We start from the raw sequence: 16,644 nt of genomic DNA, 5'->3' as shown, positions 1-16,644 counted from the left end.
CGCCGACGAACGGAGAAATGTCCCGTGATCACCGCGATCGTGCTGATCGACTGCGCCACCGACTCCATCCCCGAGGTCGCCGAGACGCTGGCCAACCTGCCGGGCGTCAGCGAGGTCTACTCGGTGGCCGGGCACGTCGACCTGATCGCCATGGTCCGGGTCCGCGAGTTCGAGCAGATCGCCCAGGTCATCGCCGGCAGCATCTCCAAGGTGCCGGGCGTGATCAACACCGAGTCCCACATCGCGTTCCGCGCCTACTCGCAGCACGACCTGGAGGAGGCGTTCGCGATCGGGCTGGCCAGCGCCGACTGACCCGCACGCGGATGGCCGGCCCGCCCCCGCAGGGCGGACCGGCCACCGTCGGTCGTACGCGTCAGCTCTGGCCGGGCGCCGGGGTCTCCGTGGTGCCCGGAGCGGGCTCCTCGGTGCCGGTGCCGCCCGGAGCCGGCGACTCGGTGCCACCCGGACCCGTCGACGTGGTGCCGCCCGGGCTGGGCGTACCGCTGGCGCTGGTCTGCGGGACCGGGACGCCCAGGGTCTGTGCGAGGGCCACCAGTTCGTCGTAGTGCGCCTGGAGGATCGGCAGGGCGTCCTGGGCGAGCTGGATCACCGACTGCTCGGAACCCTGCGAGATCTCGGTCTGGGTGGCCTGGATGGCCTGGACGTGGCCGGCCAACTGGGCGGTCACCCACGCCTTGTCGAACTCGGCGCCGCTGAGGTTGTTCAGCCGGTCGAGGACCTTCTGCTGGTCGGCGGTCGGGTCGGCCGGCAGCTGGACGTTCAGCTGCTGGGCGGTGGACTGCACCGTCTGGTCCAGCTGGGTGTGGTCCGTCACGAACATCTTGCCCAGGTCCTTGACCTGCTGGTTCTGGCCCTTCTGCTGCGCCAGGTTACCCGCGGTGATCTCGAACAGGTTCACCTGGTGCACCGCCTGCAGGTACTGCGTGTCCTGCGTCGACGGCTGCGCCGCGGCCTGGGCCGCGGCGGCTGGCGCCAGTCCCACGAGCACCAGCGCGGCCAGCAGGCCCAGGCGTTTGATTCCCAACATGCTTTCCCCCCCCTTGAGACGTCGGACCGCACGGATACCCGGCTGACCGGGGTTATTCCTGCGATTCCACCCGTCCGTGTCAGGGGGTGGCGGGACACCGGAGCGGGGCCGACCGGCGTCCCTCGGGCGGAACGGGACGGCGAGCCCGGAAAACGGCCGTGGCGCCCGCCGGTGATCCGGCGGGCGCCACGGTCAGTCGTATCCGGGCGGGTCAGCGGCGGCTCTCGCCGCTGCTGATCTCCTCCCGCTCCGGTCGGGGCTCGACCGGCGGGTGTCCCGGCGAGACCGGCGCCTCGGCCGGCCTCTCGATCGGGTAGAAGAAGCCCCGGATGGCCGGGCCGAGGGCGCCGAGCCGGTTCATCTTCTTCGGCACCACCCAGCCGACGTAGTCCAGCGCCGGGCCGTGGCCGTCGTGCCCGTCGGTCGGGGTGAGCGGCTGGTGGACCTCGACGAACCGGCCGTCGGGCAGCCGCTTGATGATGCCGGTCTCCACGCCGTGGGCCAGCACCTCCCGGTCGTGCTGCTGGAGACCCAGGCACAGCCGGTAGGTGACGTAGTAGGCCAGCGGCGGGACGACCAGCAGGCCGATCCGGCCGGCCCAGGTCATCGCGTTCAAGCTGATGTGGAACTTGTCGGCGATGACGTCGTTGGCGCCGGAGAGGGTCAGCACGACGTAGAAGGCGACCGCCATGGCGCCCACCGCGGTCCGGGCCGGTACGTCCCGGGGCCGCTGGAGCAGGTTGTGGTGCCGGTAGTCCTTGAGGCGGCGCGCCTCCAGGAACGGGTACATCGTCGACAGGCCCACCAGGATGCCGGGGAGCACGACCGTCGGCCAGAACAGCGGCGGGATGACGTACCCGTCGCCGATCGGGATGGAGATCTCCCAGGCCGGCATGAGGCGGGTCGAGCCGTCGAGGAACATGACGTACCAGTCGGGCTGGCTGGCGGCCGAGACCACCCACGCCTCGTACGGGCCGAAGTACCAGATCGGGTTGATCTGGAAGAGGCCACCCATCAGCGCGATCACGCCGAAGACGACCATGAAGAAGCCGCCCTGCTTGAGCGCGTAGCGCGGGAACATCCGCTCGCCGACCACGTTCTCGTTGGTCCGGCCGGGGCCGGGCCACTGGGTGTGCTTCTGCTTGAAGACCAGGCCCAGGTGGACGCTGATCAGCGCCACCAGCAGACCCGGGATGAGCAGCACGTGGGCGATGAAGAAGCGGCTGATGATGATGGTGCCCGGGAACTCCCCGCCGAAGATCGACGAGCTCACCCAGGAGCCGATCACCGGGATCGACAGGATGATGCCCGAGGCGATCCGCAAACCGGTGCCGGAGAGGCCGTCGTCCGGCAGCGAGTAGCCGGTGAATCCGGCCAGGAAGCCGACCCAGAACAGCAGCGAGCCGATGATCCAGTTCGTCTCACGCGGCTTGCGGAACGCGCCGGTGAAGAAGATCCGGAGCATGTGCACCACGATCGAGGCCATGAACAGCAGCGCCGCCCAGTGGTGCATCTGCCGCATGATCAGACCGCCGCGGACGTCGAACGACAGGTCCAGGCTCGAGGCGTACGCGGCCGACATCGGGGTGCCCCGCAGCGGGGCGTAGCTGCCGTCGTAGACCACCTCGGTCATCGCCGGCTCGAAGAAGAAGGTCAGGAAGACACCGGTCAGCAGCAGGACGATGAACGAGAAGAGCGCGATCTCGCCCAGCAGGAAGGACCAGTGGTCCGGGAAGACCTTGTTCAGCAGCTTGCGCAGCGGGGTGGCCACCTGGAAGCGGTCGTCCACCGCCCCGGCGGTCTTGGCCGGCAGCGCGGCCGCATCGAACTTTCGGCGCTTCATGGCCGCTCCCAGAAGTCGGGACCGATGGTCTCGGTGTAGTCGGACCTCGCCACGAAGAAGCCCTCCTCGTCCACCTCGATCGGCAGCTGCGGCAGCGGCCGGTTCGCCGGGCCGAAGACCGGCATGGCGTTGTCGGTGATGAGGAACTGCGACTGGTGGCAGGGGCAGAGCAGGCGGTTGGTCTGCTGCTCGTAGAGGCTGGCCGGGCAGCCGGCGTGCGTGCAGATCTTGGAGAACGCGACGAAGTTGCCCCACATGTAGTCGCCGTGACCCTTGCGCGCGTTGGCGGCGCGTGACTTCTGCGCGTCGTCCTCGCGCAGGTGGATGAGCAGGGTCGGCGAGTCGGCGTGCTTGTTGCTGACGCCGCCCTCGATGCCCGGGAACACGGTGAGCTGACCGCCGACGCTGATGTCCGCCGGGCGGATCGGCCGGCCGTCCTCCCGGATCAGCCGGATCTTCTTGCCGTCCGAGGCCGGCCTGAACCCGGTGGTGAACATCTGGTTGTTCTTGTGCGGCTGCGAGATCAGGCCACCGACCAGCGGCGCCGCGACGACCGCGCCGACCGGCAGCAGACCGGCCATCAGCGAGACGCCGAGCAGCGGACGGCGCTTCACCCCGAGCTCGTCGGCCATGTACAGCATGGTCTCGCCGGTGATCTTCCGATCCTCCGGGGAACCGGGCTGGTCGTGCCGGTCCTGGATCGAGACCTCCTTCGGCAGCAGCTTCTTGCCCCAGGTGAGGATGCCGAAGCCGATGCCGAGCAGGGCGATGCCGAGGGTCACGCCGAGCAGCGGGGTGTAGTACTTGTCACCGCCGCGGCCGGCCTCCCACTTCCACGGCCACCAGATGTAGATGACCAGGAACGCCAGGCCGGCCAGGAACGTGAGCCAGAACATCGACGCGACCGTGCGGGTCAGCCGGCGCTCCGCCTTGCTGCCGGGGACCACCTGGGCCTCGTAGTGGACGATCTCGATGTCGTCCCGCCGCGCGCCCTCCTCGACGATGTCGAACCGGGAGAGCCGGGGGTCGTTCACGTCGAGCGGCTCCGGGCCCTGCTGGGCCTGGTGCTCGGTGTGGGTGCTCATGCCGTCACCTCGCTACGGGTGGCGCCGGGGGTCGGCGCCACAGCACTGAAACGAATGATCCGCTCGGTCACGACTTGCCCGCAATCCACAGGCTCGTGAAGACCAGCGCGACGATGCCGACCAGGAAGATCGCGAGACCCTCGGTCGACGGGCCGTACCGGCCCAGGTTGAAGCCGCCCTGGTCCTGGTCGTGCTTCAGGGTCTCCTGGATGTAGGCGATGATGTCCGCCTTCTGCTCCGGAGTGATCTGGTTGTCGCCGAACACCGGCATGTTCTGCGGGCCGCTCAGCATGGCGGCGTAGATCTGCCGGTCGCTGGCCGGGCGAAGGCTCGGCGCGTACTTGCCCGAGGAGAGGGCGCCGCCGCCACCACCGAACGCGTGGCACTGCGAGCAGTTGATCCGGAACAGCTCGCCACCGGCGGCCATGTCGGCGTTCTGGTGCAGGTTGTTGCCCTGCGGCACCTGCGGGCCGCCGCCGAGCTCCTGGATGTACTGGCCGAGCTGGCGCACCTGCTCGTCGGTGAACTGCGGGGGCTTGCGCATGGCCTGGGCTTCCTGCCGGGCCATCGGCATCCGACCGCTGCTGACCTGGAACTCGACCGAGGCCGACCCGACGCCGATCAGGCTCGGCCCGCGTCCCTCGACGCCCTGGGCGTTGCGACCGTGACAGGTCACACAGCTCACGTCGAACAGCGCCTTGCCCTCGTTGGCGGCGGCGCTCAGGGGCGGGTTGTCCTGCGCCTGCACACCGGGGGCGAAGGCGGTGTAGGCGCCGCCGGCCAGCATCAGCGCGGCGGCCAGCCGGACCGCGGCACCCAGCCGGCGGCGGCCCCTGCTGCGCGCTACGGGCCGCCCGCGCAGGCGCGCGAGCAGACCGCGTCGGCGGTCGTTGTCAGAAGTCATGACCTGTGTCCTTAACCGGTTGGACCTTGTCTCAGGGGACGGAGTAGCGGCGCGATACGTGACGCGCCAAGATCACTGAAGCCAGTAGATCATGGCGTAGAGCCCGATCCACACGACGTCGACGAAGTGCCAGTAGTAGGACACGACGATCGCCGAGGTCGCCTGCGCCGGGGTGAACCGGCCCATGGTGGTACGGATCATGAAGATGATGAACGCGACGAGACCGCCGGTCACGTGCAGGCCGTGGAAGCCGGTCGTCAGGTAGAACATCGACCCGTAACCGTCTTCGTTGATCTTGACGCCCTCGTGCACCAGGTTGCGGTACTCGTTCGCCTGGCCGAGCACGAAGATCAGGCCCATCACGAAGGTGATCGTGAACCACCGGCGGAGGGCGTGGACGTCACCCTTCTCGGCCGCGAAGACACCGAGCTGGCAGGTCACCGAGGACAACACCAGGATCACCGTGAAGGTGGTCGCGTAGGGGATGTTGAGGATCTCGGTGTGCTTCTCCCACTGCTCCGGCGCCGCCGCGCGGATCGAGAAGTACATCGCGAACAGCGCCGCGAAGAACATGAGTTCGCTGGAGAGCCACACGATCGTCCCGACGCTGACCATGTTCGGCCGCGTCAGGGAGTGGATCCGGCTCTTGTCAATGGCTGGGGCCGCAGTCACGCGGTCATTATTGCCCTTGACCGGGACCGACGATCAGCGGGGTGGCAAACCTGTGCCATCAGTGGCCCGATCGGGGTCGCCCGCTTCGCCTGACCTACGCTGAAAAGCGTGCTGCATGTCGATCCGATCTTCGCCGCCACCTCGGTGGCTCCGGCGACACTCGCGGCGGGGGGCGAGGCCGTCCCGCCGCCGTTCACCGTGGCCCGCGTCCTGACCGAGACCCGGCTGGACAGCTGGCTCACCCTCGGCCTCGTGCTCGCCGCCGGTCTCTACCTCTACGGGGTGTACCGGCTGCGGCTGCGGGGCGACCGCTGGCCGGTGGTGCGTACCGTCAGCTTCCTCTTCCCGGGCCTCGGCGGCATCGCCGCGGTCACCGTCAGCGGGCTGGGCGCCTACGACACCGCCCTGCTGTCGGTGCACATGATCCAGCACATGGTGCTGTCCATGATCGCACCGATCTTCCTGGCGCTCGGCGCCCCGGTGACGCTCGCCCTGCGCACCCTGCCGGTGCGCCCGCGCAAGCGGCTCCTGGCGATCGTGCACAGCCGGGTCGCCCGGGTCTACAGCTTCCCGCTGGTGGCGTTCGCCATCTTCGTGGTGAACCCGTTCGCCCTCTACTTCACCGGCCTCTACGAGATCACCCTCCGGCACGAGTGGGCGCACGAACTCGTGCACGCGCACTTCATCATGACCGGCTGCGTGTTCTTCTGGCCGCTGCTCGGCCTGGACCCGCTGCCCGGGCGCTGGCCGTACCCGGCGCGGGCGCTGCTCATGCTGCTCTCCGTGCCGTTCCACACCGTGCTCGGGCTCACGATCATGCAGAGCACCACGCTGCTCGGCGGCGACTGGTACCCGTCGCTGCACCTGAGCTGGTCGGACCCGTTCAACGACCAGGTCGTCGCCGGTGGCGTGCTGTGGGCCGGCGGCGAGTTCGTCAGCGTCACCATGCTGGCCGTGCTGGTCGTCCAGTGGATCAAGCAGTCCGAGCGGGAGGCCCGCCGGCTGGACCGCGAGCTGGACCGCCAGGAGGCCCGCCAGCGCGCCGCGGAAGCGAGCGCCTGACCACCCATCCGGTACGGATGTGACGCCCGCTACGATCAGCGGGCAGCTACGAGGTGGGAGTCACGTCACGATGAGCGATCGTCTTTGCACCGTCCTGCTCTACAGCGACGACCCGAAGGTCCGGGACCGGATGCGACTCGCCGTCGGCACCCGGCCCGCCCCCGGAATCGAGATCGAGTTCGTCGAGGCCGCCGACTACGACGGTTGCGTCCGGCTGGTCGACGACTACGAGATCGACCTGCTGCTGCTCGACGGCGAGGCGAGCCCCGGCGGCGGCCTCGGCATCGCCCGCCAGATCAAGGACGACCGCGACGACGCCCCGCCGACCTGCGTGGTGCTGGCCCGCGCCGCCGACCGCTGGCTCGCCGCGTACGCCGAGGTCGACGCCACGCTGACCCACCCGCTCGACCCGGTGACCGCCGGCACCACCGTCGCCGAGCTGCTGCGGCGCACCCACGCCGCGGCCTGAGCCACCCCGCGACGGCTCCCGCCCCGGCGCGTCTGACGCCGCGGCCCGGAGCCGTCGTCCCGGCGCCACGGCGACGCGGCCGTGGTACCGGCGCCTCGGAACGCCACACCCGCTCTCACGCCCGCTCGGGAGGCCCGCCATGGGCGAACGGACCTGGCCGCTTCTGCTCAACGCGCTGCTGCGCGGCGAGGAGCTCTCCACCGCCGACACGGCCTGGGCGATGGGCGAGATCATGGCCGGCTCGGCCACGCCGGCCCAGATCGCCGGCTTCGCCGTGGCCCTGCGCACCAAGGGCGAGACGCCCGCCGAGCTGGGCGGCCTGGTCGAGGCGATGCTGACCCGGGCGGTCCCGGTGGCGCTCCCCGAGGAGATCCGGGCCGCCGCGCTGGACGTGGTGGGCACCGGCGGCGACCTCGCCCACACGGTGAACATCTCCACGATGGCCGCGCTGGTGGTCGCCGGGGCCGGTGTCCGCGTGGTCAAGCACGGCAACCGGGCCGCCTCCTCCTCGTGCGGCACGGCCGACGTGCTGGAATACCTGGGCGTCCCGCTGGATCTCGACCCGGAACAGGTGGCGCGCTGCGTGACCGAGGCCGGCATCGGCTTCTGCTTCGCCGCCCGGTTCCACCCCGGGATGCGGCACACCGGCCCGGTCCGCCGCGAGATCGGCGTGCCCACCGCGTTCAACTTCCTCGGCCCGCTGACCAACCCCGCCCGTCCCCGGGCCGGCGCGGTGGGCTGCTTCGACCCGCGGATGGCCCCGGTGATGGCGGCCGTCTTCGCCGCCCGCGGCGACTCGGTGATCGTCATGCGCGGCGAGGACGGGCTGGACGAGTTCAGCACCGGCGCGCCGACCCGCGTCTGGGTGGCGCAGCAGGGGGTTGTCAGGGAGGCGCTGCTCGACGCGCCGGAGCTCGGGGTACCCCGGGCCACCCTGGCCGACCTGCGCGGCGGTGACGCCGCGTACAACGCGGGTGTCGTCCGGCGGCTGCTGGCCGGCGAGACCGGCCCGGTCCGCGACGCCGTTCTGGTGAACGCCGCCGTCGCGCTGGCCACGCAGGGCCCGCTCGACGGCGACCTGCACGAGGCGCTGCGCGCCGGCCTGGTCCGGGCGACCGAGTCGGTCGACTCGGGCGCGGCGGCCGGTGCCCTGGAGCGCTGGCTCGAGGTGGCCGGCACGCTCTGAGCCCGGGTGCTGTCCGGGTTCTGTCGGACCGGCGTGCCAAACTACACGGGAGTAATTTTCCGTTTTCCGCCGATGGCGCCGCCGGTTCCCGGCGGGCACCGGAACGAGAGGAGACGCCCGTGTCGGACCGCGAGCTCTACTGCGACACCTGCGAGGGCGTCGTGGCGTTCGAGGCGCCCCCCTGCGTCGACGGGCACGGCGCCGACTGCCCCGAGCTGGTCTGCACCGGCTGCGGAGCGGCTGTGCTCATCGCCACCTTCGCCTTCCGCGCCCCGCGCCTGGGCAACCGCCGCGGCACCACACCCGCCGGCCCGACCGCCGCGCCGCCTGACCGCCAGGCTGCCTGACCGCCGCGCCGCCAGGCCGCCTGACCGCCGCGCCGCCCGACCGCCGCGCCGCCTGGCCGCTCTGCCGCCTCCCGGGCCGACCCCGCACCGGACAGCACCCGACGAATCCCACTCCGCCAACTGGTCCCGGATCACCCAGAACGGCAGGTACTGGTCCCGCTGCGCGCCGGGCGCAACCGCCACGCCGGACGGGCCGTCAGCTCAGCGTCCGTTGACACTTAGGCTCCACCAGTCCCGCGCACGGTCTGGTCGACGACAACATGTTGGCGGATCTTCGTCACTGACCGCTCGTGCGGCGGCCCGCGAACAGCAACCCGCCGATCCGGCAGGCCCCGGGCGTGCGATTCGCGGCGTCCGGGCCTGCCCGGTCATGGCGCAGGAGCCACTACGAACTTGATGACGCGAACGACTCACCCGGCCCGCCCACAGCGGCGCGGTGGTGATTCACCAACGACATCAAGTTGCTAGCGGCGTCGGGGCCTGCCCCGTCATGGCGCAGGAGCCGCTACGAACTTGATGACCTGAATGACTCACCCGGCCCGCCCACAGCGGCGCGGCGGTGATTCACCAACGACATCAAGTTCCTAGCAGCATCGGGGCCTGCCCCGTCATGGCGCAGAAGCCACTACGAACTTGACGAGGTGAACGACTCAGCCGGCCTGCCCACAGCGGTGCGGTGGTGATTCACCTACGACATCAAGTTCGTAGGCACTGAATGGGAGGCGGTCGACCGCCTGTGGCGCTCGCGCGCCTTTCGAGCTGACGTCACCAACGGCTCGACCAACGGCTCGGCGGGGCTGGCCATCGGGCGATCGTGAGGTTCGGCGCGGGCGACAAGAGACGTGGCGGGCGAGTGACGGGCGGGAAAGCGGAAGGCCCGCGGCCCCGGAGGGGGCGCGGGCCTTCCGCTGATGTTCGGGTCAGTGCTCGGCGGTGCGGCGGGTGCCGGAGTAGTACTCGAAGAGCAGGCCGCAGGCCGCGAAGACGACCGTCACGAGGCCCAGGCCGATCAGCCAGAACTGCCAGAAGACCAGCCCGAGACCGGCGATCGCGGCGGCCAGGGCCAGGCCGAACGGCCAGTAGCTGCCCGGGCTGAAGAAGCCGATCTCGCCCGCGCCGTCGGCGATCTCGCCGTCCGCCCGGTCCTCGGGACGCAGGTCGATGCGGCGCGAAACGAACCAGAAGAAGCCGCCGCACATCGAGCAGAGCAGGAAGGACAGCAGCAGCGCCACGGTGCCGACCCACTCGACCCGGCCGCCCTCGCCGTACGTCCAGGCGCCGTAGAGAATCGCCGCGCCGAGGAGGAACGTCGCGATGATGAGGAAGATCTTCCACTCGGTCTTCATGCCGGACCCCTCAGCTTCCCGCGCCGGCCGTCGCGTCGGACGGGTTGAAGTTGGCCGTGTTGCGCCGCGTCTTGAACGGCTTGGTTTCGGTGGCGTACGGGTCTTCACCGATCGCCTGGAGCGCCTCCTGGGTCGACTTGCCGGCCTTCTTGGCCGCCAGGAACTGCTCGTACTTCTCCGGCGAGACGACCCGCAGCTCGAAGTTCATGAAGGCGTGGTAGCTGCCGCACAGCTCGGCGCAGCGGCCGACGAAGTGGCCCTCCTGGTCCAGGCTGGAGACCTCGAAGGTGTTGCGCACGTTGCCCGGCATGACGTCACGCTTGAACAGCAGCTCCGGCACCCAGAAGGAGTGGACGACGTCGCGGGACTGCTCCTCGAACCGGATCGACTTGCCGCTCGGCAGGACCAGCACCGGGATGACCTCGCTGGTGCCCAGCACCGAGGCGACGGTGTTGGCGTCGCGGCCCTGGCCGTCGCGGTAGTTGAACTGCCAGTTCCACTTGAAGGCGACGACCTCGACGGTGACGTCGGGGTTCTTCGACTCCTTCACCACGTCGGTCTGCACCACCGCGGTGTAGTAGAAGAGCACGGACACCACGAGGATCGGCGCGATGGTGTAGAGGAACTCCATCGGCAGGTTGTAGCGGGTCTGCACCGGCAGCTCGTTGCCGCGCTTCCGGTAGCGGATCACGCACCAGAAGATCAGGCCCCACACGAACACGCCGACCGCGAGGGCCGCGATGCAGGACGCGATCCACAGGTCGTACATCCGGTGCGACTCGGGCGTGATGCCGCCCTGCGGCCACCCGAACCCGCCGAACGTCTTGCCGACGTCGCAGCCGGTGAGCAGAACCAGCAGCGCGGCTCCACCGAGACCGAGCCCGGCGAGTCGACCAGCACCACGCCGCCGGCCCCCGCCGGCCCCCGAGGAAGCGCTGTGCCGTACGGCCGACGGCCGTACCTCCGAACTCCTTGCGACCACCTGGTCCTGCCTCCCTAGCGCGCCGCGGTGATTGTTTCGCTCGACACCGACGGCAAAGGCGTCACCGACGGTCGCAGATTACTCGACCATGGCGGGCCTGACCGTCTTGGGGTCACTGTCCGCCCCCATCGGGGGGATCTTGGGCGTACCGGGGCGATAGCGTGGACCTTCGTGAGCGCATCCCCGGTCTACCTGGACGCGGCCACCGCCGCCCCGCTGCACCCGGTCGCGCGGCAGGCGCTGCTGGCCGCGCTCGACGACGGGTGGGCGGACCCCGCCAAGCTCTACGGCCAGGCCCGCCGGGCCCGCCAGCTCCTCGACGCCGCCCGCGAGGCCGCCGCGCAGACCCTCGGCGTCCGCGCCGACGAACTCTCCTTCACCCCCAGCGGTACGGCGGCCGCGCACGCCGCCGTGCTCGGTGGCCTGTCGGGGCGGCGCCGGGCCGGGGCGGCCCTGGTGCACTCGGCGATCGAGCACTCGGCGGTCCTGCACGCCGCGGAGCGGCACGTGGCGGACGGGGGCGACGCGGTGGGCGTACCCGTGGACCGGCTCGGCCGGGTGGACCTGGACGCCTGGGCGGCGGCGGTGGCCGCCCCCGGCGTGGCCCTGGCCGCCCTGATCGGGGCGAGCCACGAGGTGGGCACGGTGCAGCCGGTGCCCGCGGCGGCGGAGCTCTGCGCCGAGGCGGGGGTGCCGCTGTACGTCGACGCGGCGCAGCTGGCCGGCCGGGCGCCGCTGCCGGCCGGCTGGTCGGTGCTGAGCGCCAGCGCGCACAAGTGGGGCGGGCCGCCCGGGGTGGGCCTGCTCGTCGTGCGCAAGGGCACCCGCTGGGAGTCGCCGTTCCCGGCCGACGAGCGGGAGTCGGGGCGTACCCCGGGGGTGGTGAACCTGCCGGCGGTGGTGGCCGCGGCGGCGAGCCTGCGCGCGGCGGCGGCCGACGCGGCGACCGAGGCGGCCCGGCTCGGGCCGCTGGTCGACCGGATCCGCGCCCGGGTGGCGGCCGAGGTGCCGGACGTGGAGGTGGTCGGCGACCCGGTGGACCGCCTCCCCCACCTGGTCACCTTCTCCTGCCTCTACGTGGACGGCGAGGCGCTGCTGCACGCGCTGGACCGGCGGGGCTTCGCCGTGTCGTCCGGCTCCTCGTGCACGTCCTCGACGTTGCGGCCGTCGCACGTGCTGGAGGCCATGGGGGTGCTGTCGCACGGCAACGTCCGGGTGTCGCTGCACCGGGACACCACCGAGGCCGACGTCGACCGGTTCCTGGCCGAGCTGCCCGGCATCGTCGCCGGCCTGCGCGCCGAGGCGGGGGTGACCGGGCTGTGAGCGAGCCGGACGAGGTGCTCGACTGCCGGGGCCAGCGCTGCCCCCTGCCCGTGATCAATCTCGCCCGCCGGCTGCCCGACCTGCCGGTCGGCGCGGTCATCCGGGTGCTCGCCGACGACCCCGCCGCGGCCGTGGACATCCCGGCCTGGTGCCGGATGCGCGGCCAGGAGTTCGTGGCCGCGCACCCGGACGGGCCCGGCTACGACGTGCGCCGCAGCCACTGACCCACGGCTCAGCGGAGGTGGGCGAGGATCCCCGGAAGGGCGGTCACTGCAGGTGCGGGCGGACGTCCTCGGCGGCCGCGTCGCCGTACGACTCGGCGAGCCGCTTGACGAACAGGTCCCGGCGGACCTCGTACTCCTGGCCGCCGAAGTTCTCCAGCACCAGCGTGGCGAGCAGGCAGCCGACCTGGGCGGCGCGCTCCAGGCTGACCCCCCAGTTGAGCGCGGCGAAGAAGCCGGCCCGGAAGCCGTCGCCGACGCCGGTCGGGTCGACCGCCTGGATCTCCCGGGCGATCGGCACGTGGATGGTGCCGAGATCGCGCCCGGCGATCTCCACGCCCTGCTTGCCCAGCGTGGTGACCCGCACCTTCACCCGGTCCAGCAGCTGGGCGTCGGTCAGCCCGGCCTTGCTCTGCAGCAGCGACTTCTCGTACTCGTTGGTCATGAGGTAGTCGGCGCCGTCGACCAGGCCGAGGACGTCCGCGCCGTCCATCCGGGCGAGCTGCTGCGAGGGGTCGGCCACGAAGGAGTAGCCGCGCTCCCGGCACTCCGCCGAGTGCCGGATCATCGCGGCCGGGTCGTTGGCGCTGACCAGCACCAGGTCGAGGCCGCCGAGCCGCTGCGCCACCGGGGCCAGCTCGATGTTGCGGGCCTCGCTCATCGCGCCCGCGTAGAACGACGCGATCTGGCACATGTCGGTGTCGGTGGTGCAGACGAAGCGGGCCGTGTGCGCGATCTCGCTGACGTGCACCGAGTCGCAGTCGACGCCGTGCCGCTCCAGCCAGGACCGGTAGTCGGCGAAGTCCGCGCCGACCGCGCCGAGCAGCACCGGGCGCAGCCCGAGCTGGGCCATGCCGAAGGCGATGTTCGCGGCGGTGCCGCCGCGCCGGAGCACCAGCTCGTCGACGAGGAAGGACAGCGAGACCTTGTCCAGCTGGTCGGCGATGAGCTGGTCGGCGAAGCGACCGGGGAAGCTCATCAGGTGGTCGGTCGCGATCGAGCCGGTCACGGCGATCTTCATGTCAACCCTCGTGGTCGGGAGCACGGCGCGGGTCAGCCTACCGGTCGCCCCGCCCGGCCGGACGGGGTCGGTCGACAACCGGTCGTCCCCCGCACGCCCCGACGTCACCGCCCGGACACCCGGACGGCACGACAAAACGGCGGGACCACCCCAGGAGGGATGGTCCCGCCGTCAGGCAGGCGTCGTCGGCCCCGTCGACTCAGCTGAACGAGTCGCCGCAGGCGCAGGAGCTGCCGGCGTTCGGGTTGTCGATGGTGAAGCCCTGGGCGTCGATCCGGTCGGCGAAGTCGATGGTGGCGCCGGCCAGGTAGGGGGCGCTCATCCGGTCGACGACGACCTCGACACCGCCGAAGTCGGTGACGACGTCACCGTCGAGCGACCGCTCGTCGAAGAACAGCTGGTACCGCAGGCCGGAGCAGCCGCCCGGCTGCACGGCGACCCGGAGCCGCAGGTCGTCACGGCCTTCCTGCTCGATCAGGGCCTTGACCTTCTGCGCCGCGACGTCGGTGAGGACGACGGTGCTGGGGGCCTTGGCCTCGGTCGACTCGGTCTGCGCTGGCGTGGTCACGTGGAAGTCTCCCTGCGCGGTATGGGGTCCGGACGCACTGGCCAACGCCGCGCGTCCGCCAATGATTCCCGGTGTGGTCCAGATCCGATCGTACGCCGCCCGGGCGGGCGGCACCTCCGGTGGCACGAGCCGCGCCGCGTGAGCCGCGCCGCAGGCCAGGGCGGACTCAGCGGCTCCACTGGCGGGCCAGGCGGGCCCCGAGCGCGCGCAGGCCCTCCGCCGGGCGGCCCATCGCCGCCTCCACTCCCCCGCGCTCCTCCCCGCCGAAGTGCTCGACCAGGCTGTGCGCCTCGGTGACGCCGGCCGCGGCGGCCTCCCGCCGCCCGGTGCTCACCCGGCCGGCCAGCACCACGCAGGGCACCCCCCGGTCGCGGGCCGCCCCGGCCACCCCGGCGACCACCTTGCCGCGCAGCGACTGGTGGTCGAAGGAGCCCTCGCCGGTGATCACCAGGTCGACGGCGTCCAGCGCGGCGTCCAGGCCGATGGCCCGGGTGACCAGGCCGATGCCGGACTCGCATCGGCCGCCGAGCGCGAGGACCGCCGCGCCGAGGCCGCCGGCCGCGCCGCCGCCCGGCAGCGCGCCGAGCCCGGACGGGCAGCCCGGCAGGCCCTTCTCCAGCACCGCCGCCCAGCGCTCCAGCGCGGCGTCGAGCAGCAGCACGTCCTCGCGGGTGGCGCCCTTCTGCGGGCCGTACACGTTGCTGGCGCCGTGCAGCCCGAGCAGCGGGTTGTCGACGTCGGTGGCGGCGACCAGCGCCGCGCCGCGGAGCCGGGGCGCGCCGTCGAGCGCGGTCACCGCGGCGAGGGCCGCCCCGCCGTACGGCAGGGCCCGGCCGGCCCCGTCCAGCGGGGTGATGCCGAGCGGGGTGAGCATGCCGGCGCCGCCGTCGTTGGTGGCCGAACCGCCCAGGCCGATCACCACGGTCGCCGCCCCGGCCTCCACCGCGGCCGCGACCAGCAGGCCGAGCCCGTAGGAGGTGGTCGCCTTGGGATCCCGCTCGGCGGCGGAGAGCAGGTGCAGCCCGCACGCCTGCGCGCTCTCCAGGTAGGCCACGCCGTCGTCGGTGAGCAGGATCTCACCGGTGGCGGGCCGGCCGAGCGGGTCGACGGTGGGCACCGGCAGCCGCCGGCCGCCGAGCGCCTCGCCGAGCACCGCCACGAACCCCGGGCCGCCGTCTGCCAGCGGCCGGATCAGCAGCTCGTCGGTCGGGGCGACCTCCCGCCAGCCCTCGGCCACCGCGGCGGCCACCTCCGGGGCCGGCAGCGTGCCGGCGAACTTGTCCGGGCAGAGCAGCACGCGCATGCCCAGCAGTGTGGCAGGCCACATCCGTGGCGGCCGCACGGCCGCCCCGCTGTGGGACCATGGGGGCGTGACTTCGACCTGGGTTGAGCCCTCCAACACCGCCACTGCGCTGCTGCTCCTCGGCCGCGGCAGCGACCCCGCCACCGAGCGTGGCGTGGAGTGTCCGGGTGACCTGCCCGCGCCGAGCGACCCGGACCTGGTGGCCCGGGCGGCCGCGGCGAAGGCCGCGCTCGGCACGAAGGTCTTCGTGCTGGGCCACCACTACCAGCGCGACGAGGTGATCCAGTTCGCCGACGTGACCGGCGACTCGTTCAAGCTGGCGCGGGAGGCGGCGGCCCGCCCCGACGCGGAGTACATCGTCTTCTGCGGTGTCCACTTCATGGCGGAGAGCGCCGACATCCTCACCTCGGACCGCCAGAAGGTGATCCTGCCCGACCTCGCCGCCGGCTGCTCGATGGCCGACATGGCGGTGCTGTCGCAAGTCGAGACCGCCTGGGACGTGCTGACCGAGCTGGGCGTCGCGGCGGACACCGTCCCGGTGACCTACATGAACTCCTCGGCGGACATCAAGGGCTTCGTCGGCCGGAACGGCGGCGTGGTCTGCACCTCGTCCAACGCGAAGCGCGCGCTGGACTGGGCGTTCGCGCAGGGGCAGAAGGTGCTCTTCCTCCCCGACCAGCACCTGGGCCGCAACACCGCCGTCCTGGAGATGGGCTTCTCGCTGGACGACTGCGTGCTCTACGACCCGCACAAGCCGAACGGCGGGCTCACCCCGGAGCAGCTGCGCGACGCCAAGATGATCCTGTGGCGGGGGCACTGCTCGGTGCACGGCCGCTTCACCCTCGACAGCGTCAACGACGTGCGCGAGCGGGTGCCGGGGGTCAACGTGCTGGTCCACCCGGAGTGCCGGCACGAGGTCGTCAACGCCGCCGACCAGGTGGGCTCGACCGAATACATCATCAAGACCATCGAGGCGGCCCCGGCCGGCTCGGCGTGGGCGGTCGGCACCGAGCTGAACCTGGTCCGCCGGCTGGCGCTGGCCCACCCGGACAAGCAGATCATGTTCCTCGACCGCGCGGTCTGCTACTGCTCGACGATGAACCGGATCGACCTGCCGCACCTGGTCTGGGCACTGGAGGAGCTGGTCGCCGGCCGGGTGGTCAACCAGATCACCGTGGACCCGGACACCGCCGGACACGCCCGGGCCGCGCTGGACCAGATGCTCGCCCTTCCGGGCGCCTGATCACCCTCGGTCACATCACTG

18 protein-coding genes are annotated in these 16,644 nt (G+C 71.8%); 8 read left to right on the top strand and 10 right to left on the bottom strand.

The window, feature by feature from the left end; translation table 11 throughout:
• Positions 1-24 precede the first annotated feature (24 nt).
• Entirely contained in the window at positions 25-312 is a 288-nt protein-coding gene (locus ABZ452_RS07000) for an Lrp/AsnC ligand binding domain-containing protein (protein WP_355339608.1), read from the top strand.
• 61 nt (positions 313-373) lie between these two features.
• Here the strand turns inward: ABZ452_RS07000 and ABZ452_RS06995 are convergent, their stop codons facing one another.
• The 5 genes from ABZ452_RS06995 to ABZ452_RS06975 all read right to left on the bottom strand — a co-directional run bounded on the left by ABZ452_RS06995 (position 374) and on the right by ABZ452_RS06975 (position 5,552).
• A complete protein-coding gene (locus tag ABZ452_RS06995; protein WP_357939765.1) occupies positions 374-1,048 on the bottom strand; it encodes a DUF4142 domain-containing protein in 675 nt (224 codons plus the stop codon).
• Between the two features lie 211 nt (positions 1,049-1,259).
• Positions 1,260-2,891: a cytochrome b N-terminal domain-containing protein gene (locus ABZ452_RS06990; RefSeq protein ID WP_357939763.1), complete on the bottom strand. Its 1,632-nt coding sequence runs from the start codon at positions 2,889-2,891 to the stop codon at positions 1,260-1,262.
• Positions 2,888-3,976: a Rieske 2Fe-2S domain-containing protein gene (locus ABZ452_RS06985; RefSeq protein WP_357939761.1), complete on the bottom strand. Its 1,089-nt coding sequence runs from the start codon at positions 3,974-3,976 to the stop codon at positions 2,888-2,890. Before ABZ452_RS06985 ends, ABZ452_RS06990 begins: the two co-directional genes overlap by 4 nt.
• A 67-nt stretch (positions 3,977-4,043) precedes the next feature.
• Positions 4,044-4,880 carry a c-type cytochrome gene (locus ABZ452_RS06980; protein ID WP_357939758.1) on the bottom strand — a complete coding sequence of 279 codons (837 nt, stop codon included), beginning with the start codon at positions 4,878-4,880 and terminating at the stop codon, positions 4,044-4,046.
• Positions 4,881-4,952: 72 nt separating this feature from the next.
• Entirely contained in the window at positions 4,953-5,552 is a 600-nt protein-coding gene (locus ABZ452_RS06975) for a heme-copper oxidase subunit III (protein WP_151463215.1), read from the bottom strand.
• 108 nt (positions 5,553-5,660) lie between these two features.
• Here ABZ452_RS06975 and ABZ452_RS06970 point away from each other — a divergent pair, with 108 nt between their 5' ends.
• The 4 genes from ABZ452_RS06970 (at position 5,661) to ABZ452_RS06955 (ending at position 8,616) form a co-directional block, all read left to right on the top strand.
• The gene (locus ABZ452_RS06970; RefSeq protein WP_357939755.1) at positions 5,661-6,614 is read left to right on the top strand and encodes a cytochrome c oxidase assembly protein; all 954 of its coding nucleotides are present in this window, start codon (positions 5,661-5,663) and stop codon (positions 6,612-6,614) included.
• A gap of 70 nt (positions 6,615-6,684) precedes the next feature.
• A complete protein-coding gene (locus ABZ452_RS06965) occupies positions 6,685-7,083 on the top strand; it encodes a hypothetical protein (protein ID WP_357939753.1) in 399 nt (132 codons plus the stop codon).
• 139 nt (positions 7,084-7,222) lie between these two features.
• The gene (gene trpD / locus ABZ452_RS06960) at positions 7,223-8,269 is read left to right on the top strand and encodes an anthranilate phosphoribosyltransferase (RefSeq protein ID WP_357939750.1); all 1,047 of its coding nucleotides are present in this window, start codon (positions 7,223-7,225) and stop codon (positions 8,267-8,269) included.
• A 119-nt stretch (positions 8,270-8,388) separates the two neighbouring features.
• Complete coding sequence (locus tag ABZ452_RS06955) at positions 8,389-8,616, top strand: hypothetical protein (RefSeq protein WP_357939748.1); 228 nt, start codon at positions 8,389-8,391, stop codon at positions 8,614-8,616.
• Positions 8,617-9,536: 920 nt separating this feature from the next.
• Here the strand turns inward: ABZ452_RS06955 and ABZ452_RS06950 are convergent.
• On the bottom strand, positions 9,537-9,962 hold the full coding sequence (locus ABZ452_RS06950) for a cytochrome c oxidase subunit 4 (protein ID WP_357939746.1): 426 nt from the start codon (positions 9,960-9,962) through the stop codon (positions 9,537-9,539).
• 10 nt (positions 9,963-9,972) lie between these two features.
• Positions 9,973-10,944 carry a cytochrome c oxidase subunit II gene (coxB, locus tag ABZ452_RS06945; RefSeq protein ID WP_357939744.1) on the bottom strand — a complete coding sequence of 324 codons (972 nt, stop codon included), beginning with the start codon at positions 10,942-10,944 and terminating at the stop codon, positions 9,973-9,975.
• A 171-nt stretch (positions 10,945-11,115) separates the two neighbouring features.
• On the opposite strand from coxB, the gene ABZ452_RS06940 reads away from it, so the two are divergent.
• Positions 11,116-12,267, top strand: a complete 1,152-nt coding sequence (locus ABZ452_RS06940) for an aminotransferase class V-fold PLP-dependent enzyme (RefSeq protein WP_357939742.1) — start codon at positions 11,116-11,118, stop codon at positions 12,265-12,267.
• Positions 12,264-12,491, top strand: coding sequence for a sulfurtransferase TusA family protein (locus ABZ452_RS06935; RefSeq protein ID WP_357939740.1), 228 nt, complete (start codon positions 12,264-12,266; stop codon positions 12,489-12,491). Before ABZ452_RS06940 ends, ABZ452_RS06935 begins: the two co-directional genes overlap by 4 nt.
• Before the next feature lie 43 nt (positions 12,492-12,534).
• Here the strand turns inward: ABZ452_RS06935 and ABZ452_RS06930 are convergent, their stop codons facing one another.
• From ABZ452_RS06930 to ABZ452_RS06920, 3 genes are all read right to left on the bottom strand, one after another.
• Entirely contained in the window at positions 12,535-13,509 is a 975-nt protein-coding gene (locus ABZ452_RS06930) for a carbohydrate kinase family protein (RefSeq protein WP_357939738.1), read from the bottom strand.
• Between the two features lie 199 nt (positions 13,510-13,708).
• Entirely contained in the window at positions 13,709-14,077 is a 369-nt protein-coding gene (gene erpA / locus ABZ452_RS06925) for an iron-sulfur cluster insertion protein ErpA (protein ID WP_107079767.1), read from the bottom strand.
• A 166-nt stretch (positions 14,078-14,243) separates the two neighbouring features.
• A complete protein-coding gene (locus ABZ452_RS06920; RefSeq protein WP_357939736.1) occupies positions 14,244-15,404 on the bottom strand; it encodes a glycerate kinase in 1,161 nt (386 codons plus the stop codon).
• 43 nt (positions 15,405-15,447) lie between these two features.
• Between ABZ452_RS06920 and nadA the strand changes: the two genes are divergently transcribed.
• On the top strand, positions 15,448-16,623 hold the full coding sequence (gene nadA, locus ABZ452_RS06915) for a quinolinate synthase NadA (protein WP_357939734.1): 1,176 nt from the start codon (positions 15,448-15,450) through the stop codon (positions 16,621-16,623).
• Positions 16,624-16,644: the final 21 nt, after the last annotated feature.

It is taken from the genome of Micromonospora sp. NPDC005707, assembly GCF_040631005.1.
Lineage (GTDB): Bacteria > Actinomycetota > Actinomycetes > Mycobacteriales > Micromonosporaceae > Micromonospora.
The sequence above is the reverse complement of the archived record's forward strand: the minus strand, read 5'-3'. Positions and strand labels throughout refer to the sequence as shown.